The 16,414-nt window shown below is 65.2% G+C and carries 14 protein-coding genes; 9 read left to right on the top strand and 5 right to left on the bottom strand.

The features are described 5' to 3' along the window. Window positions 1–176: 176 nt before the first annotated feature. From ptsP to QQL28_RS03170, 4 genes are all read left to right on the top strand, one after another. Window positions 177–2,444, top strand: coding sequence for a phosphoenolpyruvate--protein phosphotransferase (gene ptsP / locus QQL28_RS03155; RefSeq protein WP_284260928.1), 2,268 nt, complete (start codon window positions 177–179; stop codon window positions 2,442–2,444). 56 nt (window positions 2,445–2,500) lie between these two features. Then, window positions 2,501–3,586: a peptide chain release factor 1 gene (gene prfA / locus QQL28_RS03160; protein ID WP_284260931.1), complete on the top strand. Its 1,086-nt coding sequence runs from the start codon at window positions 2,501–2,503 to the stop codon at window positions 3,584–3,586. A gap of 7 nt (window positions 3,587–3,593) precedes the next feature. Then, window positions 3,594–4,478, top strand: a complete 885-nt coding sequence (prmC, locus tag QQL28_RS03165) for a peptide chain release factor N(5)-glutamine methyltransferase (protein ID WP_284260933.1) — start codon at window positions 3,594–3,596, stop codon at window positions 4,476–4,478. Between the two features lie 477 nt (window positions 4,479–4,955). Beyond that, the gene (locus tag QQL28_RS03170) at window positions 4,956–5,720 is read left to right on the top strand and encodes a DUF4167 domain-containing protein (protein WP_284260936.1); all 765 of its coding nucleotides are present in this window, start codon (window positions 4,956–4,958) and stop codon (window positions 5,718–5,720) included. Window positions 5,721–5,785: 65 nt separating this feature from the next. Here QQL28_RS03170 and QQL28_RS03175 read toward each other — a convergent pair whose 3' ends face one another. Further along, window positions 5,786–6,529 carry a methyltransferase domain-containing protein gene (locus QQL28_RS03175; RefSeq protein WP_284260938.1) on the bottom strand — a complete coding sequence of 248 codons (744 nt, stop codon included), beginning with the start codon at window positions 6,527–6,529 and terminating at the stop codon, window positions 5,786–5,788. A gap of 108 nt (window positions 6,530–6,637) precedes the next feature. On the opposite strand from QQL28_RS03175, the gene gloB reads away from it, so the two are divergent. Together gloB and QQL28_RS03185 are read left to right on the top strand one after the other, a co-directional pair. Further along, entirely contained in the window at window positions 6,638–7,405 is a 768-nt protein-coding gene (gene gloB, locus QQL28_RS03180) for a hydroxyacylglutathione hydrolase (RefSeq protein ID WP_284260941.1), read from the top strand. A gap of 9 nt (window positions 7,406–7,414) precedes the next feature. Continuing rightward, window positions 7,415–7,837, top strand: coding sequence for a cupin domain-containing protein (locus QQL28_RS03185; RefSeq protein ID WP_284260943.1), 423 nt, complete (start codon window positions 7,415–7,417; stop codon window positions 7,835–7,837). Window positions 7,838–7,853: 16 nt separating this feature from the next. On the opposite strand, the gene yddG is transcribed toward QQL28_RS03185, so the two are convergent. The 3 genes from yddG to QQL28_RS03200 form a co-directional block, all read right to left on the bottom strand. Continuing rightward, window positions 7,854–8,723 carry an aromatic amino acid exporter YddG gene (gene yddG, locus QQL28_RS03190; RefSeq protein ID WP_284260945.1) on the bottom strand — a complete coding sequence of 290 codons (870 nt, stop codon included), beginning with the start codon at window positions 8,721–8,723 and terminating at the stop codon, window positions 7,854–7,856. A gap of 131 nt (window positions 8,724–8,854) precedes the next feature. Next, entirely contained in the window at window positions 8,855–9,580 is a 726-nt protein-coding gene (gene phbB, locus QQL28_RS03195; RefSeq protein ID WP_027524036.1) for an acetoacetyl-CoA reductase, read from the bottom strand. Between the two features lie 263 nt (window positions 9,581–9,843). Then, window positions 9,844–11,022 carry an acetyl-CoA C-acetyltransferase gene (locus QQL28_RS03200; protein ID WP_284260950.1) on the bottom strand — a complete coding sequence of 393 codons (1,179 nt, stop codon included), beginning with the start codon at window positions 11,020–11,022 and terminating at the stop codon, window positions 9,844–9,846. Between the two features lie 317 nt (window positions 11,023–11,339). Between QQL28_RS03200 and phaR the strand changes: the two genes are divergently transcribed. Together phaR and QQL28_RS03210 are read left to right on the top strand one after the other, a co-directional pair. Then, window positions 11,340–11,930 (top strand): polyhydroxyalkanoate synthesis repressor PhaR, encoded by a 591-nt coding sequence (gene phaR, locus QQL28_RS03205; protein WP_284260952.1) that lies wholly within the window; start codon window positions 11,340–11,342, stop codon window positions 11,928–11,930. Between the two features lie 409 nt (window positions 11,931–12,339). Further along, window positions 12,340–15,207, top strand: coding sequence for a PAS-domain containing protein (locus QQL28_RS03210; RefSeq protein ID WP_284260954.1), 2,868 nt, complete (start codon window positions 12,340–12,342; stop codon window positions 15,205–15,207). 178 nt (window positions 15,208–15,385) lie between these two features. On the opposite strand, the gene QQL28_RS03215 is transcribed toward QQL28_RS03210, so the two are convergent. Next, entirely contained in the window at window positions 15,386–15,856 is a 471-nt protein-coding gene (locus QQL28_RS03215) for a MarR family winged helix-turn-helix transcriptional regulator (protein WP_284260955.1), read from the bottom strand. Window positions 15,857–15,951: 95 nt separating this feature from the next. On the opposite strand from QQL28_RS03215, the gene QQL28_RS03220 reads away from it, so the two are divergent. Continuing rightward, the gene (locus QQL28_RS03220; RefSeq protein WP_284260958.1) at window positions 15,952–16,320 is read left to right on the top strand and encodes an antibiotic biosynthesis monooxygenase family protein; all 369 of its coding nucleotides are present in this window, start codon (window positions 15,952–15,954) and stop codon (window positions 16,318–16,320) included. The last annotated feature ends 94 nt before the right edge of the window (window positions 16,321–16,414 follow it).

Raw genomic sequence — 16,414 nt, forward strand, 5'->3', positions numbered from 1 at the left:
TGGGCTGCCGCAGACTGTGCCCCAGTCCAGGCGGTGCCGACTCGGCACAAGCGCCAAGTCAAAGAAGATTTGGGCTTGCGTCGACGCCGGACGAGCAAATTTGTTGTTTCTCTGGAGTTTTGGGCCAGCCGCCGGCTACCCCGCCGGGCCAGGCAGATGGAGGAGATTGACGGCACATGCGGAGCGCGTCGGGAGGTCCCCGCGTCTTGTTGAGACGGCTCCGCGAAACCATGGCGGAGCAGGTCTCGGCCCAGGAGCGGCTGGACAAGATCGTGGTGCTGATCGCCGCCAACATGGTGGCCGAGGTGTGCTCGGTCTATGTGCTGCGCGTCGACAACACCCTCGAGCTCTACGCCACCGAAGGCCTCAATCGCGAGGCGGTGCACCACACGGTGCTGAGCGCCCATGAGGGCCTGGTCGGCCTCGTGGCCAGCGAGGCGACGCCGCTCAACCTGAGCGATGCGCAGAGCCATCCGGCCTTCTCGTTCCGTCCCGAGACCGGCGAAGAGATCTACCACTCCTTCCTCGGCGTGCCGATCCTGCGCGCCGGCAACACGCTCGGCGTGCTGGTGGTGCAGAACCGCGCCAAGCGCACCTATGTCGAGGAGGAGCTGGAGGCGCTGCAGACCACCGCCATGGTGCTGGCGGAGCTGATCGCCTCGGGCGAATTGTCCGCGCTGGCCCAGCCCGGCCTCGAGCCGGCGGCGCGCACCGCCATGCAGAAGGTCGGCGCCATCCTGTCCGAAGGCATTGCGCTCGGCCACGTCGTGCTGCACGAGCCGCGCGTCGTCATCAAGGATTACATCGCCGAGGATCTGCAGAAGGAAATCAAGCGGCTCGACACCGCGCTCGCCAAGCTGCGCTCCGACCTCGACCGCATGCTGGAGCGCGGCGACGTCGCCGAGGGCGGTGAGCATCGCGACGTGCTGGAAGCCTATCGCATGTTCGCCAACGACCAGGGTTGGTCGCACAAGCTGCATGAAGCGGTCGCGACCGGCCTCACCGCGGAAGCCGCGGTCGAGCGCGTGCAGTCCGACACCCGCGCGCGCATGCTGCGCTCCACCGACCCCTATTTGCGCGACCGCCTGCACGATCTCGAAGATCTCGGCTATCGGTTGATGCGGCAGCTCGTCGGCCAGGATCACGCGCCGTCGCGCGAGCAACTGCCCGACAACGCCATCGTCATCGCGCGCGCGATGGGGCCGGCAGCGCTGCTCGACTACGACCGCAAGCGGCTGCGCGGCATCGTGCTGGAGGAAGGCACCGCCAACTCGCATGTCTCGATCGTGGCGCGCGCGCTCGGCATCCCCGCGGTCGGCGAGGTGCCGAACGCGCCGGGCATCGCCGATCCCGGCGACGCCATCATCGTCGACGGCACCTCGGGCTCGATCTATGTGCGGCCCTCGCAGGAGATCGAGGCGGCCTATGCGGAGCGCGTGCGCTTCCGCGCCCGCCGCCAGGCGCAATATCTGGCCCTGCGCGACCGGCCCTGCGTCACCAAGGACGGCGAGGCGGTCGAGCTGATGATCAACGCGGGTCTGGCGATCGACCTGCCGCATATCGACGACACCGGCAGCGCCGGCATCGGCCTGTTCCGCACCGAGTTGCAATTCATGGTCGGCCAGAGCCTGCCGCGCACCAGCGACCAGCTCGCGCTCTACCGCACCGTGCTCGATGCCGCCGGCACCAAGCCCGTCACCTTCCGCACGCTCGACATCGGCGGCGACAAGGCGCTGCCCTACATGGAGGCGGTAATCGAGGAAAATCCTGCGCTCGGCTGGCGCGCGATCCGGCTCGGCCTCGATCGCCCCGGCCTGCTGCGCGGCCAGATCCGCGCGCTGTTGCGCGCCGGCGGCGGCCGGGCGCTGCGCGTGATGTTCCCGATGATCTCCGAGGTTGCCGAATTCGATTCGGCGAAGGCGCTGGTCGAGCGCGAGCTGACATATTTGCGCCAGCACGGCCATACCCTGCCGGAGCGCATCGACATCGGTACCATGGTCGAGGTGCCGGCGCTGCTCTATCAGCTCGACGAGCTCCTGAAGAAGGTCGACTTCATCTCGGTCGGCTCCAACGATTTGTTCCAGTTCCTGTTCGCGGTCGATCGCGGCAACGCCAAGGTCTCGGAGCGCTTCGACACCATGTCGGCGCCGATCCTGCGCGTGCTGCGCGAGATCGTACGCAAGTCCAAAACCGCGAAGAAGTCCGTCTCGCTGTGCGGCGAGATGGCGTCCAAGCCGATCGGCGCGCTGGCGCTGATCGCGATGGGCTACCGCTCGCTGTCACTGTCGGCGACCGCGCTCGGGCCGGTGAAGGCGATGATCCTCGACCTCGACGCCAAGAAGGCCGGCGCGATGCTCGATCCGCTGCTGGACGCGCCGACCGGCACCGTCTCGATCCGGCAGAAGCTGACGCAATTTGCCGAGGCCGAAGGGCTGTCGTTGTAGCGGGCCGGTCCGAAAGCCGACCCGCCCCGCCCCTTTTTGCATCTGAGACTTGAACGATGTCGTCACTCCCTGAAGCCAAACTGGACGTCCTGCTTGCGCATCACGCTTCCCTCGAAGCCGAGTCGCTTGGTCAGCTCTCCTCCGAGCGCTATGTGCAGGTCACGCGCGAGCTCGCGGAGATCACGCCGCTGATCGACGCCGTGAAGACCTATCGGTCTGCGGTGAAGGAACTCGCCGACGCCGAGGCGCTGATCGCCGATCCTGCAACGGACGCCGAGATGCGCGGCATGGCGGAGGCCGAGCGCGACGAGCTCTCGCCAAAAATCGAGGATCTCGTGCAGAAGATCCGCGTAGCGCTCCTGCCAAAGGATGCCATGGACGACCGCAACGTGGTGCTGGAAATCCGCGCCGGCACCGGCGGCGACGAGGCCTCGCTGTTCGCCGGCGACCTGTTCCGGATGTACGAGCGTTTTGCCGGCTTGCAGGGCTGGAAGGTCGAGGTGATCTCGGCGAGCGAAGGCACCGTCGGCGGCTACAAGGAGATCATCGCCGAGGTGCAGGGCCGCGGCGCGTTCTCCAAGCTGAAGTTCGAATCCGGCGTGCACCGCGTGCAGCGCGTGCCCGACACCGAGACGCAAGGCCGCATCCATACCTCCGCTGCCACGGTCGCCGTGCTGCCGGAGGTCGAGGATGTCGACGTCGACATCAAGAACGAGGATCTGCGCATCGAGACCATGCGTGCGCAGGGCGCGGGCGGCCAGCACGTCAACAAGACGGAATCGGCGATCCGCATCACCCACATTCCGACCGGCATCGTCGTGATGATGCAGGACAGCCGCTCGCAGCACAAAAATCGCGCCTCGGCGATGAACATCCTGCGCTCGCGCATCTACGACGCCGAACGCCAGCGCGTCGAAGCGGCGCGCTCGGCCGACCGCAAGGAGAAGGTCGGCTCCGGCGACCGCAGCGAGCGGATCCGCACCTACAACTTTCCGCAAGGGCGCGTCACCGACCATCGCATCAATCTGACGCTCTACAAGCTGCCGCAAGTGATCGCGGGAGAATCGCTCGGCGAACTGGTCGACGCGCTGACCACGGAGCATCAGGCCGCCCAGCTCGCGGCGCAAGGCGCTGCGGCGTGACGGGCTCGTGAGCAACTCCTTCACCGGACAATCGATCGAGAGCGCACGGCGCGTGCTGGCGGCGCGGCTGAGATCGGCCGCCATCGACGAGGCCGAGATCGAGGCGCGCCTGCTCGTTGGGGCTGTGCTGGGCCTCGACCTGACGGGGCTGATCACGCAAGCGGCGCGGCGACTCAAGGCGACCGAGGCCGCGCAGCTCGAACGATACGCGCAGCGGCGCCTCGTGGGCGAACCGGTCGCGCGCATTCTCGGGTCCAAGGAATTTTGGGGCCTCAGCTTTCAGCTCTCGGACGCAACGCTGGTGCCGCGGCCCGACACCGAGACCGTCGTCGAGCTGGCGCTGGAGATTTTTCGCGAAAGTCCCGTCTCTGGAAGAGCGCCGCGGATCGTCGATATCGGCGTCGGTTCGGGCGCGATCCTGCTTGCACTGTTGCATGAGATTCCGGATGCATTCGGGGTCGGCACCGATGTCAGCCTGACCGCGCTCGGCACCGCAAAGAGCAATGCCGCAGCGCTTGGCCTTGCCGACCGTTCCGCCTTCATCGCCTGCTACTATGCGGCCGCACTCGCGGGTCCCATCGATCTGATCGTGTCGAACCCGCCCTACATTCCCTCGGGCGACATCGCGAATTTGAGCGTCGAGGTCCGCGACTACGATCCGCGCCTCGCGCTCGACGGCGGCAATGATGGCTTCGACGCCTACCGCGCCCTGATCCCGCAGGCGGCCCAGCTTCTGGCCCCCGGCGGAGCCCTGGTGGTGGAGGCCGGACAAGGTCAGGCACGCGGCATTGAAACCTTGATGGCGGCTGCGGCGTTAGAGGTGGAGAGACCGCCCAAGGCTGATCTGGCGGGCGTCTTAAGGGCCGTGTCGGCCCGAAAAATGCCCCCATAAAAGCCCGATTGGGCTGCAAAAACCTCTTGGAATATCCCGTGGGAACGACTACGTTCCGGTCAAACATCGGTGCCGGCCCCGTTGACCTACGGGCGAAAGCCGGGCTCTCGAGGCGAGAGCTGCACTGGATTGAAGGTTCCAAGCCGCAGGTCCTGTTAAGCGCGATGGCCCGTGGAGCTGCGCCGCTTTCCGACCGCAAAGTGAACGAAAGCCTGATATTGCGCTTGAAGATTTACGCAAGAAACCAGGGCTTGTTTCGGCAGGCAGGATAAACGGGTTCGCTGGCGATAGGCGCTGGCGGGTGGGGAACGCGTCTTGGTTGAACGCGAAGGTCAACGACATCGGCAGGGACCTTGGTCGGGACTCGGGCATGGATGCGCGCGGCGCGCGTGCCAGACCTGCGCCGCAGCAATTTAGGTCACTCTCAACAGCGGTAACGCGTACGAAGTTTTCAAGGGCTGGAATTAAAGGCAGGACATGAGAAACGGTCAGAACAAGCAGCGGATGCGCAACCGGAATAATAACAACAACAATAATAACCGGCGCGGCCAGAACCCGATGACCCGGGTTTACGAATCCAACGGACCCGACATCAAGATCCGCGGCACCGCCTCGCACATCGCTGAGAAATATCTCCAGCTCGCGCGTGACGCGCGCTCCTCCGGCGACCCCGTTGCGGCCGAGAACTACTACCAGCACGCCGAACATTATTTCCGCCTGATTGCCGCGGCCCAGGAGCAATTCCGCCAGAACCAGCAGCAGCCGCGCGGCGGTGAAGAAGTCGTCGTCAGCGACGACAGTGATGACGATGGCGAGACCTTCTCCAATTTCGGCCAGGAGCCCGGCTTCGTCCCGCAGCCCCAGCAGCAGCAACCCTATATGCGCGATCGCGACCATCAGCGTGACCACCAGCGTGGCGAGGGCCAGCCCTATCAGCGTGACCAGCAGCAGCCGCGCGAGCATCGCGATCGCGACCACCGTCCGCAGCCGCAATATCAGCCCCAGCCGCAACCGCAGAACCAGCCGCAGCCGGTGATTGCTGATGCCGGCAGCGTCGATCGCCTGCCGTCCTTCATCACCGGCGCGCAGCCACAGATCAATGGCGGCCAGGGCGGCTTCGAAGGTAGCGGCGGTGGTGGTGGTGAGCGCTATCCGCGGCGGCGCCGACGGCCGCATGGCCCGCGCCCCGAACGCGAGGCAGCGCCAGCCGCCTCGAGCGACGATCTCGCGCCCGGCGAGTAAGCCGCAAAGCGCGCTTCGATTTATCCGACACGAAAAACGCCCCGGCCCGCCGGGGCGTTTTGCTGTCAGCTCCGTGTCGCCGCCGTCGAGGACGGCACCAACACGGGCTTGAGCGAGGGGATCAGCCGCGCGCGTTCGCGCTTCGCCGGGATCACGCGGTAGACCTGCTTGGTCGCTTCCACGATGTGCACGCCGGCGAACGGCAGCGACAGTGCGACGCCTGCGCGCTCCCACATCAGCGCCGACTTCAACAGCCAGCCGCCGGCATAGGGCGGCATGAACAGCGCCTCGCCCCAGGCGGTCGGCGTGAACCAGGTCTGGCGCAACAGGTCGGTGATCTGTGCGCGCGAATACGGCCGGCCATGGCCGAACGGCGTATTCTCGGTGCGCGTCCACACTCCCCGCCGGTTCGGGATCACCGCAATCACGCGGCCCGATGGCGCCAGCACCCGCCACACCTCGCGCAGCAGCGCCGCCGGGTCGTCGCAGATTTCCAGCGCGTGGACCAAGAGGATGCGATCGACCGCGGCATCCGGCAACGGCAGCGAGAACTCATCGACCAGCGAGGCCAGCGCGGGCCGGCCGGTCGGCCATTTCAGCACGCCCTGGGCGGCCGGCATGAAGGCGATGCACCGCTCCGCATCCTCGCGGAACAGGCCGAGATAGGGGGTGGGATAGCCGATGCCGAGCACTCGCTGCCCTTCGGCACCCGGCCAGCGCTCCTTGATCCCGCGATTGATCAATTGGCGCGCCACGATTCCGAGGCGGCGCGAGTAGAAGTCTCGCAGATCAATGACATCGATGCTCATGACCGCAATGTACCATGCGCCCGGCAGCCTGGGCGCGCGGAATATTGCATTGCCTGCGCAACGTTAACGCCATATCTGTTTGGCGGGGCTGAGCGCGATGGAGATGTCATGGCCGCCGAAATTCGTACTTTCAACTGTTTAAACGACAATTTCGGTTATCTGATCCACGATACGGAAACCAAGGCAACCGCGTCGATCGACGCGCCGGAAGCCGGGCCGATCCTCAAGGCGCTGGAGCGCGAGGACTGGACGCTCACCGACATCCTGATCACCCATCATCATGGCGACCATGTCGGCGGCGCCGCGGAGCTGAAGCAGAAATATAATTGCCGCGTCGTCGCGCCGCATGACAAGACGACGAAAATCGCCAATGTCGATTTGCGCGTCGTCAATGCCGATATCGTCAAGGTCGGCAGCCTGCTCGCGCGTGTGCTGGAGACGCCCGGTCATACGCTCGATCACATCTCCTACGTGTTCGACGCGGAGAAGACGGTGTTCGCCGCCGACACGCTGTTCTCGATCGGCTGCGGTCGCGTGTTCGAAGGCAACTACCCGATGATGTGGGATTCGCTCCTGAAGCTGCGGGCGCTGCCCGACGACTTCAAGCTCTATTGCGGCCACGAATACACCGCCTCCAACGTCAAGTTCGCGCTCACCATCGAGCCGGACAATCAGGCGCTTCAGGCCCGCGCGGCGGAGGTGACGAAGCTTCGTGCCGAGAACAAGCCCACGATCCCCTCACTGCTTGGTGATGAGAAGCGAGCAAATGTGTTCCTCAGGGCTGATGAACCCTCGGTCGCAGCCAGGCTACACATGAAGGGCGCGGACGGCGCCGCGATATTCGGCGAATTGCGCGAACGCAAGAACAAGTCCTGACGGGGATCGATGCCGACCGCAGCCGAGATCATCGCGCGCCTGGAGCTGAGACCGCATCCCGAGGGCGGGCATTACCGCGAGACGTTTCGCGATCAGGCGACCGACGCGCAAGGGCGCTCGCGCTCGACCTCGATCTATTTCCTGCTGGCGCGCGGCGAGCGCTCGCACTGGCATCGCATCGATGCGGTCGAGGTCTGGCACTATTATGCCGGCAGCCCCTTGACGCTACGCATCGCGCATGAGGGCTGCTCGCAGCACGAGGTGCGGCTCGGCACCGATCTTGCGCACGGCGAGCGGCCGCAGGCGATCGTGCCCGCGCAGGCCTGGCAGATGGCGGAGACGACCGGCGAATGGACGCTGGTCGGCTGCACCGTGGCACCGGCCTTCGAGTTCGCAAAGTTCGAGCTCGCACCGAAGGGCTGGGAGCCTTAAGGGCTCGCCAACGCCCTCACCGCTTCCGCAACACCATGTCCTTCGCCGCAATCAGGCCGCCGCCGGCGATCAGGACCGCGGCGATCGCGATGCTGGCGCTGGCTTTCGCAAAGCCGGCCGCAATCAAGAATGCCGTCGAGAGCAGCGGCGTCGCATAGGACGCAGCACCGAGCACGCGGATGTCGCCACGCTTCATGCCGATGTCCCAGGCGTAAAACGCGGCGCCCACAGGGCCGACGCCGAGCGCGATCACCGAGAGCCATTGCAGCGTGGTCTCCGGCCACACCGTGGTCTCGAGCGCGGCATGCATCAGCGCGGCGAGTAGCGCGGTGGCAAGGCAGAAGCCGGCAACCGCATCGGTCGGCACCGCCTTCAGCCGGCGCGACAGCACCGAATAGCTGGCCCAGACGAAGGCGGCGATGAAGGCCGCGATCAGCCCGGGCAACTGGCCCTGCGCGAAGCCGGATGCATTGCCGGCGAACAGCAGCACGGTGCCCATGAGGCCGAGCACGGCTCCGACGACGTGATGCACGGCGAGACGCTCGCCCGGCAGGAAGGACGAGAACAGCACGATCAGCAATGGCCAGAGATAATTGAGCAGACCTGCTTCGGCTGGCGGCGCGAATCGCAGCGCGAGGAAATAGAGCGCGTGGTAGCCGAACAGGCCGCCGACTCCGACGACCCACACCACCGGCGGCTGGCGCAGGCTCGCCGCCGCTTCGCTGCGGCCGATCCAGGTCAAGAGACCGACGAGGCCGCCGATCGTGAACGTCATCGCGGCGAGCTGGAACGCGGGAATCTTGCCGGTCGCGACCGTCATCACCGCAAGCAGGGACCACATCAGGATTGCGGTCAATCCGATCAGCGTCGCAGTGCGGGGAGTCATCGAAAAGGATACCTCGTCATTCCGGGGCGATGCGCAGCATCGAACCCGGGATGACAGTGCATAGCAGCGAAGCCCGGGACAAGCCCGGGCATGACGACACCGGCGTTATGATAGGGCGTGATGCTTGCGCATCACACCATGTACTGGCCGCCATTGACCGACAGCGTCGAGCCGGTGATGGCGCCGGCTTCATCCGCTGCGAGGAACACCACCGCGCGGGCAATCTCCTCGGGCTCGCCGAGACGACCGATCGGGATCAGCGGCAGGATCGCCTTCTCCAGCACGTCCTTCGGCACCGCCTGCACCATCTCAGTGTTGATGTAGCCCGGGCAGATCGCGTTGACCGTGACGCCGCCCTTGGCGTTCTCCAACGCCAGCGCCTTGGTGAAGCCGATCTCGCCAGCCTTTGCGGCGGAATAGTTCACCTGGCCGAACTGGCCCTTCTGGCCGTTGATCGAGGAGATGTTGATGATGCGGCCGAACTTGCGCGCACGCATGCCCTCGATCACCTGGCGCGACATGTTGAACAGCGAGCCGAGATTGGTGCCGATCACGGCGTTCCATTGCTCGACGCTCATCTTGTGGAAGGCGCCGTCCTTGGTGATGCCGGCATTGTTGACGAGCACGTCGACCGGGCCGACCTCGGCCTCGACCTTCTTCACGCCCTCGGCGCAGCCGTCGAAGGAACTGACGTCCCATTTGTAGACGTTGATGCCGGTCTCGGCCTTGAACTTCTCCGCCGCAGCGTCATTGCCGGCATAGCTCGCCGCGACCTTGTAGCCGGCCGCCTTCAGCGCCTTGCTGATCGCAGCACCGATGCCCCGCGTACCACCCGTGACCAATGCAACACGTGCCATATTGTATTCCTTCCCTCGACGTTTCCTTGGACGCTTCTACAGAATTAGTGAACGTTTTACCGACGGATTATGCGGGTGGATTGACGGACATCAAGAACAAAACGCCCGGCGGTGAGCCGGGCGCTTGTCTTTAGTCGAAGCTTACGCGGTTGCGAAGAATATTTGATCTGCAACCGCTGCCTTTTTGGTCGCGTGCAACGCACTCTTTAGTCTCGCGCTACAGTCTCGTGCGACGCAACCTGTGGTTTTCTGCTTCGCCCGCCTTAGTCGCGGGCCACGCACATGGCGATGCCCATGCCGCCGCCGATGCACAGCGTGGCGAGGCCCTTCTTGGCGTCGCGCTTCTGCATCTCGTGCAGCAGCGTCACCAGCACGCGCGCGCCGGACGCGCCGACCGGATGGCCGATCGCGATCGCGCCGCCGTTGACGTTGACCTTCGAGGTATCCCAGCCGAGGTCCTTGTTGACGGCGCAGGCCTGCGCCGCGAAGGCCTCGTTGGCCTCGATCAGATCGAGGTCACCGATGCTCCAGCCGGCCTTCTTCAGCGCGGCGCGCGACGCCGGGATCGGGCCCGAGCCCATGATCTTCGGATCGACGCCGGCCTGCGCCCAGGACACGATGCGCGCGAGCGGCTTCTTGCCTTCCTTGGCCGCCTGCTTCGCGGTCATCAGCACCACGGCCGCAGCGCCGTCATTGATGCCGGAGGCCGAGCCTGCGGTGACCGTGCCTTCCTTCTCGAAGGCGGGACGAAGCTTCGCCATCGATTCGAGCGTTGCGCCATGGCGCGGATATTCGTCGGCGCTGACGACCACGTCGCCCTTGCGGGTCTTGATGGTGACCGGGACGATCTCGTCGTTGAACTTGCCGGCCTTCTGGGCGGCTTCCGCCTTCTGCTGCGAGGCGACCGCGAACTCGTCCTGCTGTGCACGGGTGATCTGCCACTGCCGCGCGACGTTCTCGGCGGTGTTGCCCATGTGATAGCCGTTGAAGGCATCCCACAGGCCGTCCTTGATCATGGTGTCGACGAATTCGAGCGCACCCATCTTGACGCCGCCGCGCAGATACTGCGCGTGCGGGGCCATGCTCATGGATTCCTGGCCGCCGGCGACGACGATCTCGGAGTCGCCGTTGAGCAGCGCCTGATAGCCGAGCGCGACCGTGCGCAGGCCCGAGCCGCAAAGCTGGTTCACGCCCCAGGCCGGGCTCTCCACCGGAATGCCGGCGGCGATCGAGGCCTGGCGGGCGGGGTTCTGACCCTGCGCAGCGGTCAGGATCTGGCCCATGATGACTTCGGAGACCCGGCCGGGCTCGATGCCACCGCGCTCCAGCGCGGCCTTGATGGCGATGGCGCCGAGGTCGTGGGCGGGAAGGGTCGCGAAGGCTCCGTTGAAGCTTCCGACCGGGGTGCGGGCGGCGCTGACGATGACGACATCGTCTGACATGGGCATCTCCTGGGGCTTGAGGTTCTTGTAAGAAGGGGCAGGCGTACCGTCGAAATGGGCTCGCCAGTCTCGCCTGGCATCCTGTTAACGTCGTTGCGGCATGTCAATCGGCCGGGCGGCAGATTCATCCCGCAGCGCATTCAAAATAGCGTTCTTGGCGCTTTCGCAAGCAAGTTTTTGCTCTGCAATTAACCGTGGCGCACAAAACGGTAGCGTGAGCCCTTTGAAAATGCTTATTTTGTTGCGTTGCGTACTCTTCCCGCCCTGCGGCATACCCCCGCCGGGTTCCCGTTCTCAGCGTTTGCAAGTGAGAGCCCATGGCGAAATCAGACCAACCCACCACCATCAAAAAATACGCGAACCGCCGGCTCTACAATACCGGAACGAGCACCTATGTGACGCTCGAAGACCTCGCCGCCATGGTGAAGGAAGGCGAGGATTTCCTGGTTTATGACGCCAAGACCGGAGACGACATCACCCGCTCGGTGCTCGCCCAGATCATCTTCGAGCAGGAGAACAAGGCCGGCCAGAACCTCTTGCCCACCACCTTCCTGCGCCAGCTGACCCGCTTCTACGGCGACAGCATGCAGATGGTGGTGCCGAAATATCTGGAGCAGTCGCTCGCGACGCTGACCCAGGAGCAGGAGAAATTCCGTAAGCAGCTCGCCAACACCCTGTCCGGCACGCCCTTTGCGCCGCTGGAGGAGCAGGTCCGCCGCAACATGGAGCTGTTCCAGCAGACCTTCTCGATGTTCAAGCCGTTCGCGACCCCGCAGCGCTCGACGACGCCGGAGCCCGAGCCGAACGCCAACGGCGAGGCGCCGAAGAGCGACAACATCGACGAGCTGCGCCAGCAGATGAAGGACATGCAGGAGCGCCTCGAGCGGATGTCGAAGAAGGAGGAGTAGGCTCCTCCATAGCGCTGCATCTTCCTGCGCCGCAAATTGCATCGGCCTTGACCACACACTCCGCCGTCATTCCCCGCGAAAGCGGGGAATCCAGTACGCTGCGGCTTATCGATTCACCACGGACGTCTCAGAGTACCGGATCGTCCGATCAAGTCGGGCGATGACACTGAGAGCGTGGCACGCGTGTGCCTCGATCTCCTCATTGCGAGCGCAGACATCGCATTTCCAAAGACTCCGGCAACTTGCCGTTGCTGCGACGTCATTTGCCCGACGATCCGTTGCAGAAATCGCCCCGGCGGTCACGGTCCGTAAACTAAGGCGTTTAAGACAATCTTCCCGGATGGCCGCTAGGCTCCGGTCGCCGATTACACCCGTTCATTGTCCCGCTCCTGACGAAGCGCCCTTGCCGATGACGACGCCCAGCAAGACAGAGCCGCGCGCGAGCGTCCAGCACGGGCCCGAATCCTTGCTCGCGCTGAGCCAGCTTGCGCTCGACCGCATGGAGCAAGGCGTCTGCGTCTACGATTCCGACAACCGGATCGTGCTGTTCAACCGCCGCTATGTCGACCTCTTCGACATGTCGCTCGAGGTGGTGCGCACCGGGACGAGCTATCGCGATGTGCTGGCCCATAGCGCATCGCGCGGCAACTTTCCTACGAGCGAGATCGACAAGCTCTATCAGGAGCGCATCGCGCAGATCGCGAACGGCAAGCGCTTCCGGACCGAGCAGCGGCTGTCCAGCGGACTGGTGCTGGCGCTCGATCTGAAGCCGCTCCCCGAGGGTGGCTGGATGACGATCTGCGACGACGTCACCCGCCTCGACCGGCTCGAGGCGGCGCTGCGCGTGCAGACCGAGCGCAGCCAGCATGCGCTGACCAACATGTCGCACGGTCTCATCATGTATGACGCGCAAGGCAGCGTCGTCGTCTGCAACGAGCAGTTTCTGCGCCTCTACAACCTCGACCCCGACATCGTGAAGCCCGGGGTGTCGCACAGCGCCGTGATCGCGCACTGGGTCTCGCGCGGCAATCTGCCCGGAATGCCCGCGGAGGAATTCCACAACAGGCGAATGAACGATGTGCGCAACAAGAGCTCGGATGCCGTGCTCGTGATGCGCTATGACGGGCGAATGGTGCAGGCGATATCGCGTTTCCTGCCCGACGGCGGCTGGGTGACCGTGCACGAAGACGTCACCGAGCGGCTGCGATACGAGGAAGCGCTGAAGCAGCAGAACCTCATGCTCGACGCCGCGCTGGAGAACATGGCGCACGGGCTCGCCTTCTACGACGGCGACATGCGGCTCAAGGTCTGCAACAACCGCTACCGCGAGATCTACCGGCTGTCGGCCGAGGAGACCAGGCCCGGCACGCATCTCGCCGAGTTGATCGGGCGGTCGATGGCGAACGGCGCCTTTTCGTCCGACTACACGCCGCAGCAGATTCTCCAAGCCGCGCGCGCCCGGATCGAGAGCCGCGACTCCTCCGCGATGCGCCGGCGCATGACCGACGACACCGTCGTCTCGGTGCGCTATTGCACGCTGCCCGAGGGCGGCTTCGTCGCGACCTACGAGGACATCACCGAGCGCGAGCGCGCGGTCGAGGAGCTCAGCGAGCAGCACCGCCGGTTCGACGCGGCGCTGAACAACATGAGCCAGGGGCTGTGCATGCTCGATTCGAGCCTGCGCGTCATCGTCTGCAACACGCGCTATATCGAGATGTATGGCCTGTCGGCCGACATCGTGAAGCCTGGCGTCTCGATGCGCGAGATCATGGAGCACGGCTGCGCGCTCGGCAATCACCCGAACACGACCGGCGCGCAGCTCTATGCCGACTATGTCGAGTGGCTGCGCGAGGACGGGCATACGCTGCATCGCCATCTCAGCGACGGCCGCATCATCAAGCTCAACCACACCCGCATGGCGCATGGCGGCTGGGTCGTCACCTATGAGGACGTCACCGAGCGCCACAAGACGCAGGCCCGCGTGGCGCACATGGCGCGGCACGATTCGCTGACCGACCTGCCCAACCGCGTGCTGTTCCGCGAGAAGATGAGCGACGGCCTGAGCGAGGTGGCGAGCGCCGGCGGCGCGATGGCCGTGCTGTGCCTCGACCTCGACAATTTCAAGACCGTCAACGACCGGCTGGGTCACGCCGCCGGCGACCGGCTGCTGCGCTGGGTTGCAGCCCAGCTGAAAGAGCATGCCGGCGGGCACGCCACCGTGGCGCGGCTCGGCGGCGACGAATTCGCGCTGATCCAGCGCGCGCCGCAGCCTGAATCGGCCGAGTGGCTCGCACGCCGCCTGATCGAGATCATCGGCCGCCCGCCGCCGCTCGAAAACCAGTCGATCCATGTCGGCGTCAGCATCGGCATCGCCCTCGCGCCCGATCACGGGCTGGATGCGGACGAACTGATGAAGTGCGCCGACCTCGCGCTCTATGGCGCGAAGGCCAAGGGACGCGGCGCCTATCAGATCTTCGAGCCCGCGATGGAGGAAGAGGCCCGCGCGCGTCACGCGCTTGAGGCGGACTTGCGCGGCGCGCTCGAAGCCCGCGAGTTTCATCTGATGTTCCAGCCGCAGGTTCGCCTCGACACGTCCGAGTTGACCGGCTTCGAGGCGCTGCTGCGCTGGAAACATCCTTCGCGCGGCATGGTCTCGCCGGCGGAGTTCATTCCGATCGCGGAGGAGACCGGGCTGATCGTTCCGATCGGCGAGTGGGTGCTGCGCACGGCATGCGCGACGGCGGCGAGCTGGCCGGACATGACCATCGCGGTGAACCTGTCGCCGGTGCAGTTCCGCGCGCGGGGCCTCGTCGCCATGGTCACGAGCGCGCTGGCCGAGGCTGGCCTTGCACCGCACCGGCTCGAGCTCGAGGTCACCGAGACGGCGCTGCTTGACGACAGCGAGGCAACGATCGAGATCCTGCACCAGCTCCGCGCGCTAGGGGTGCGCGTCAGCCTGGATGATTTCGGCGTCGGCTATTCCTCGCTCAGCTATCTGCGCAAGTTTCCCTTCGACCGCATCAAGATCGACCGCTCCTTCGTCGGCACGCTCGGCGAAAGCCCGGAAAGCGTCGCCATCGTCCGCACCATCGCCAGCCTCGGCTCGGTGCTCGGCGTCGAAACCACGGCGGAAGGCGTGGAAACCGCCGACCAGCTCGACTTCGTCCGCGAATGCGGCTGCACCGCCGTGCAGGGATTTTATTTCGGCAAGCCATGCCCGACCGCGGAGGTCGGGCGGGTGATCGAGAAGCTGAGTGCGGTTCGGCGCGTGGCGTGATGGCGCGCTACCTACTCAGTCGTCATGCCCCAGCTTGACCTGGGCATCCAGTATTCCAGAGACATCGAATTTCACTACGACAGCCGCGGCGTACTGGATCGCCCGATCAAGTCGGGCGATGACAGCGAGCGTGTGTACGGCGCTAGCCCCAAGGTCGTCATTGCGAGCGCGCCTTTGCTTACTCTTCCGCCTCGCCGCTTCCTTCCAGCCTGCTGCGCAGCGCCGTCACGACGCGGTGGGCCGTCTCGATCTCCTTCACCGATAACCCGTCGGCAAGGCCATTGACCCACGGGATTTGCAGGCGGAGCGCGGCGTCGAACGCCTGCCTGCCTTTGTCGGTGAGAACGACGAGCTGCGCGCGGCGGTGATGCGGGTTGATCTCGAAGCCAACCAGCCCGTCGCGCGCAAGATCGTTGACGATACGCTGCACGTTCTGGCGGTTGGCGCCGAGATTGCGGGCGAGCCAGGCGACCGGCTCGGGCCGCTCGGCGCTGACGATGGCGCCGAGAATCTGCCAGCGGGCGCTGGTCAGCCCGAGCGGTGCCACCAGCCGGTCGCCGGCGGTGAGCACCAGGTTGTTGGCGCGGAACAGGTCGAGAATGAAGTCCGTCAAGGCATCGCCCGCCGGCGTCCGCTTGGTTCTGCTCATATGTCACCATCAACCACTATTGACATTATGATGTCAAATATCTATGCTCTGTTGTACCAAATTGACATCATATACCCAATTTACGGAAGCACATCATGACCCAGTTGCGCCCCCTCGACCCTGCCTTCCCGATCGACCGCCAGATCGCGATCGACGCCGGCCCCGTGGTGCTGGTGAACGTGTTCACGCTCGACAAGGCCGACGAGCAGAGCTTCTTGAAGATGTGGCAGGACGATGCCGCCTTCATGAAGCGGCAGCCCGGCTTCATCTCCACCCAGCTTCACCGCGCCATCGGGGACAGCCCTACCTACCTGAACTACGCGGTGTGGGAATCGAATACCCACTTCCGCGCCGCGTTCACGCATCCGGAATTCCGGGCCAAGATCTCGGCGTATCCGACCTCAGCGGTCGCGAGTCCGCATCTGTTTCAGAAGGTCGCGGTGCCGGATATTTGCGTGGCGTAGCGCGCACGCGATTATGGATCGTCGGGAGGGTTTGCCAACGGCGTAACCCACCATGCCGCGGGCGCGAGACGTGGTGGGTTACGCTTCGCTAACC

Source organism: Bradyrhizobium iriomotense, assembly GCF_030160715.1.
Lineage (GTDB): Bacteria > Pseudomonadota > Alphaproteobacteria > Rhizobiales > Xanthobacteraceae > Bradyrhizobium > Bradyrhizobium iriomotense.

What these genes read in the sequence shown, in the direction of transcription:
- ptsP (WP_284260928.1), top strand. Translation starts at nt 177, where the DNA reads ATGCGGAGCGCGTCGGGAGGTCCCCGCGTCTTGTTGAGACGGCTCCGC.
- QQL28_RS03220 (WP_284260958.1), top strand. Translation starts at nt 15,952, where the DNA reads ATGACCCAGTTGCGCCCCCTCGACCCTGCCTTCCCGATCGACCGCCAG.
- QQL28_RS03215 (WP_284260955.1), bottom strand. Translation starts at nt 15,856, where the DNA reads ATGAGCAGAACCAAGCGGACGCCGGCGGGCGATGCCTTGACGGACTTC.
- yddG (WP_284260945.1), bottom strand. Translation starts at nt 8,723, where the DNA reads ATGACTCCCCGCACTGCGACGCTGATCGGATTGACCGCAATCCTGATG.
- phaR (WP_284260952.1), top strand. Translation starts at nt 11,340, where the DNA reads ATGGCGAAATCAGACCAACCCACCACCATCAAAAAATACGCGAACCGC.
- QQL28_RS03200 (WP_284260950.1), bottom strand. Translation starts at nt 11,022, where the DNA reads ATGTCAGACGATGTCGTCATCGTCAGCGCCGCCCGCACCCCGGTCGGA.
- gloB (WP_284260941.1), top strand. Translation starts at nt 6,638, where the DNA reads ATGGCCGCCGAAATTCGTACTTTCAACTGTTTAAACGACAATTTCGGT.
- prfA (WP_284260931.1), top strand. Translation starts at nt 2,501, where the DNA reads ATGTCGTCACTCCCTGAAGCCAAACTGGACGTCCTGCTTGCGCATCAC.
- QQL28_RS03210 (WP_284260954.1), top strand. Translation starts at nt 12,340, where the DNA reads ATGACGACGCCCAGCAAGACAGAGCCGCGCGCGAGCGTCCAGCACGGG.
- QQL28_RS03175 (WP_284260938.1), bottom strand. Translation starts at nt 6,529, where the DNA reads ATGAGCATCGATGTCATTGATCTGCGAGACTTCTACTCGCGCCGCCTC.
- QQL28_RS03185 (WP_284260943.1), top strand. Translation starts at nt 7,415, where the DNA reads ATGCCGACCGCAGCCGAGATCATCGCGCGCCTGGAGCTGAGACCGCAT.
- phbB (WP_027524036.1), bottom strand. Translation starts at nt 9,580, where the DNA reads ATGGCACGTGTTGCATTGGTCACGGGTGGTACGCGGGGCATCGGTGCT.
- QQL28_RS03170 (WP_284260936.1), top strand. Translation starts at nt 4,956, where the DNA reads ATGAGAAACGGTCAGAACAAGCAGCGGATGCGCAACCGGAATAATAAC.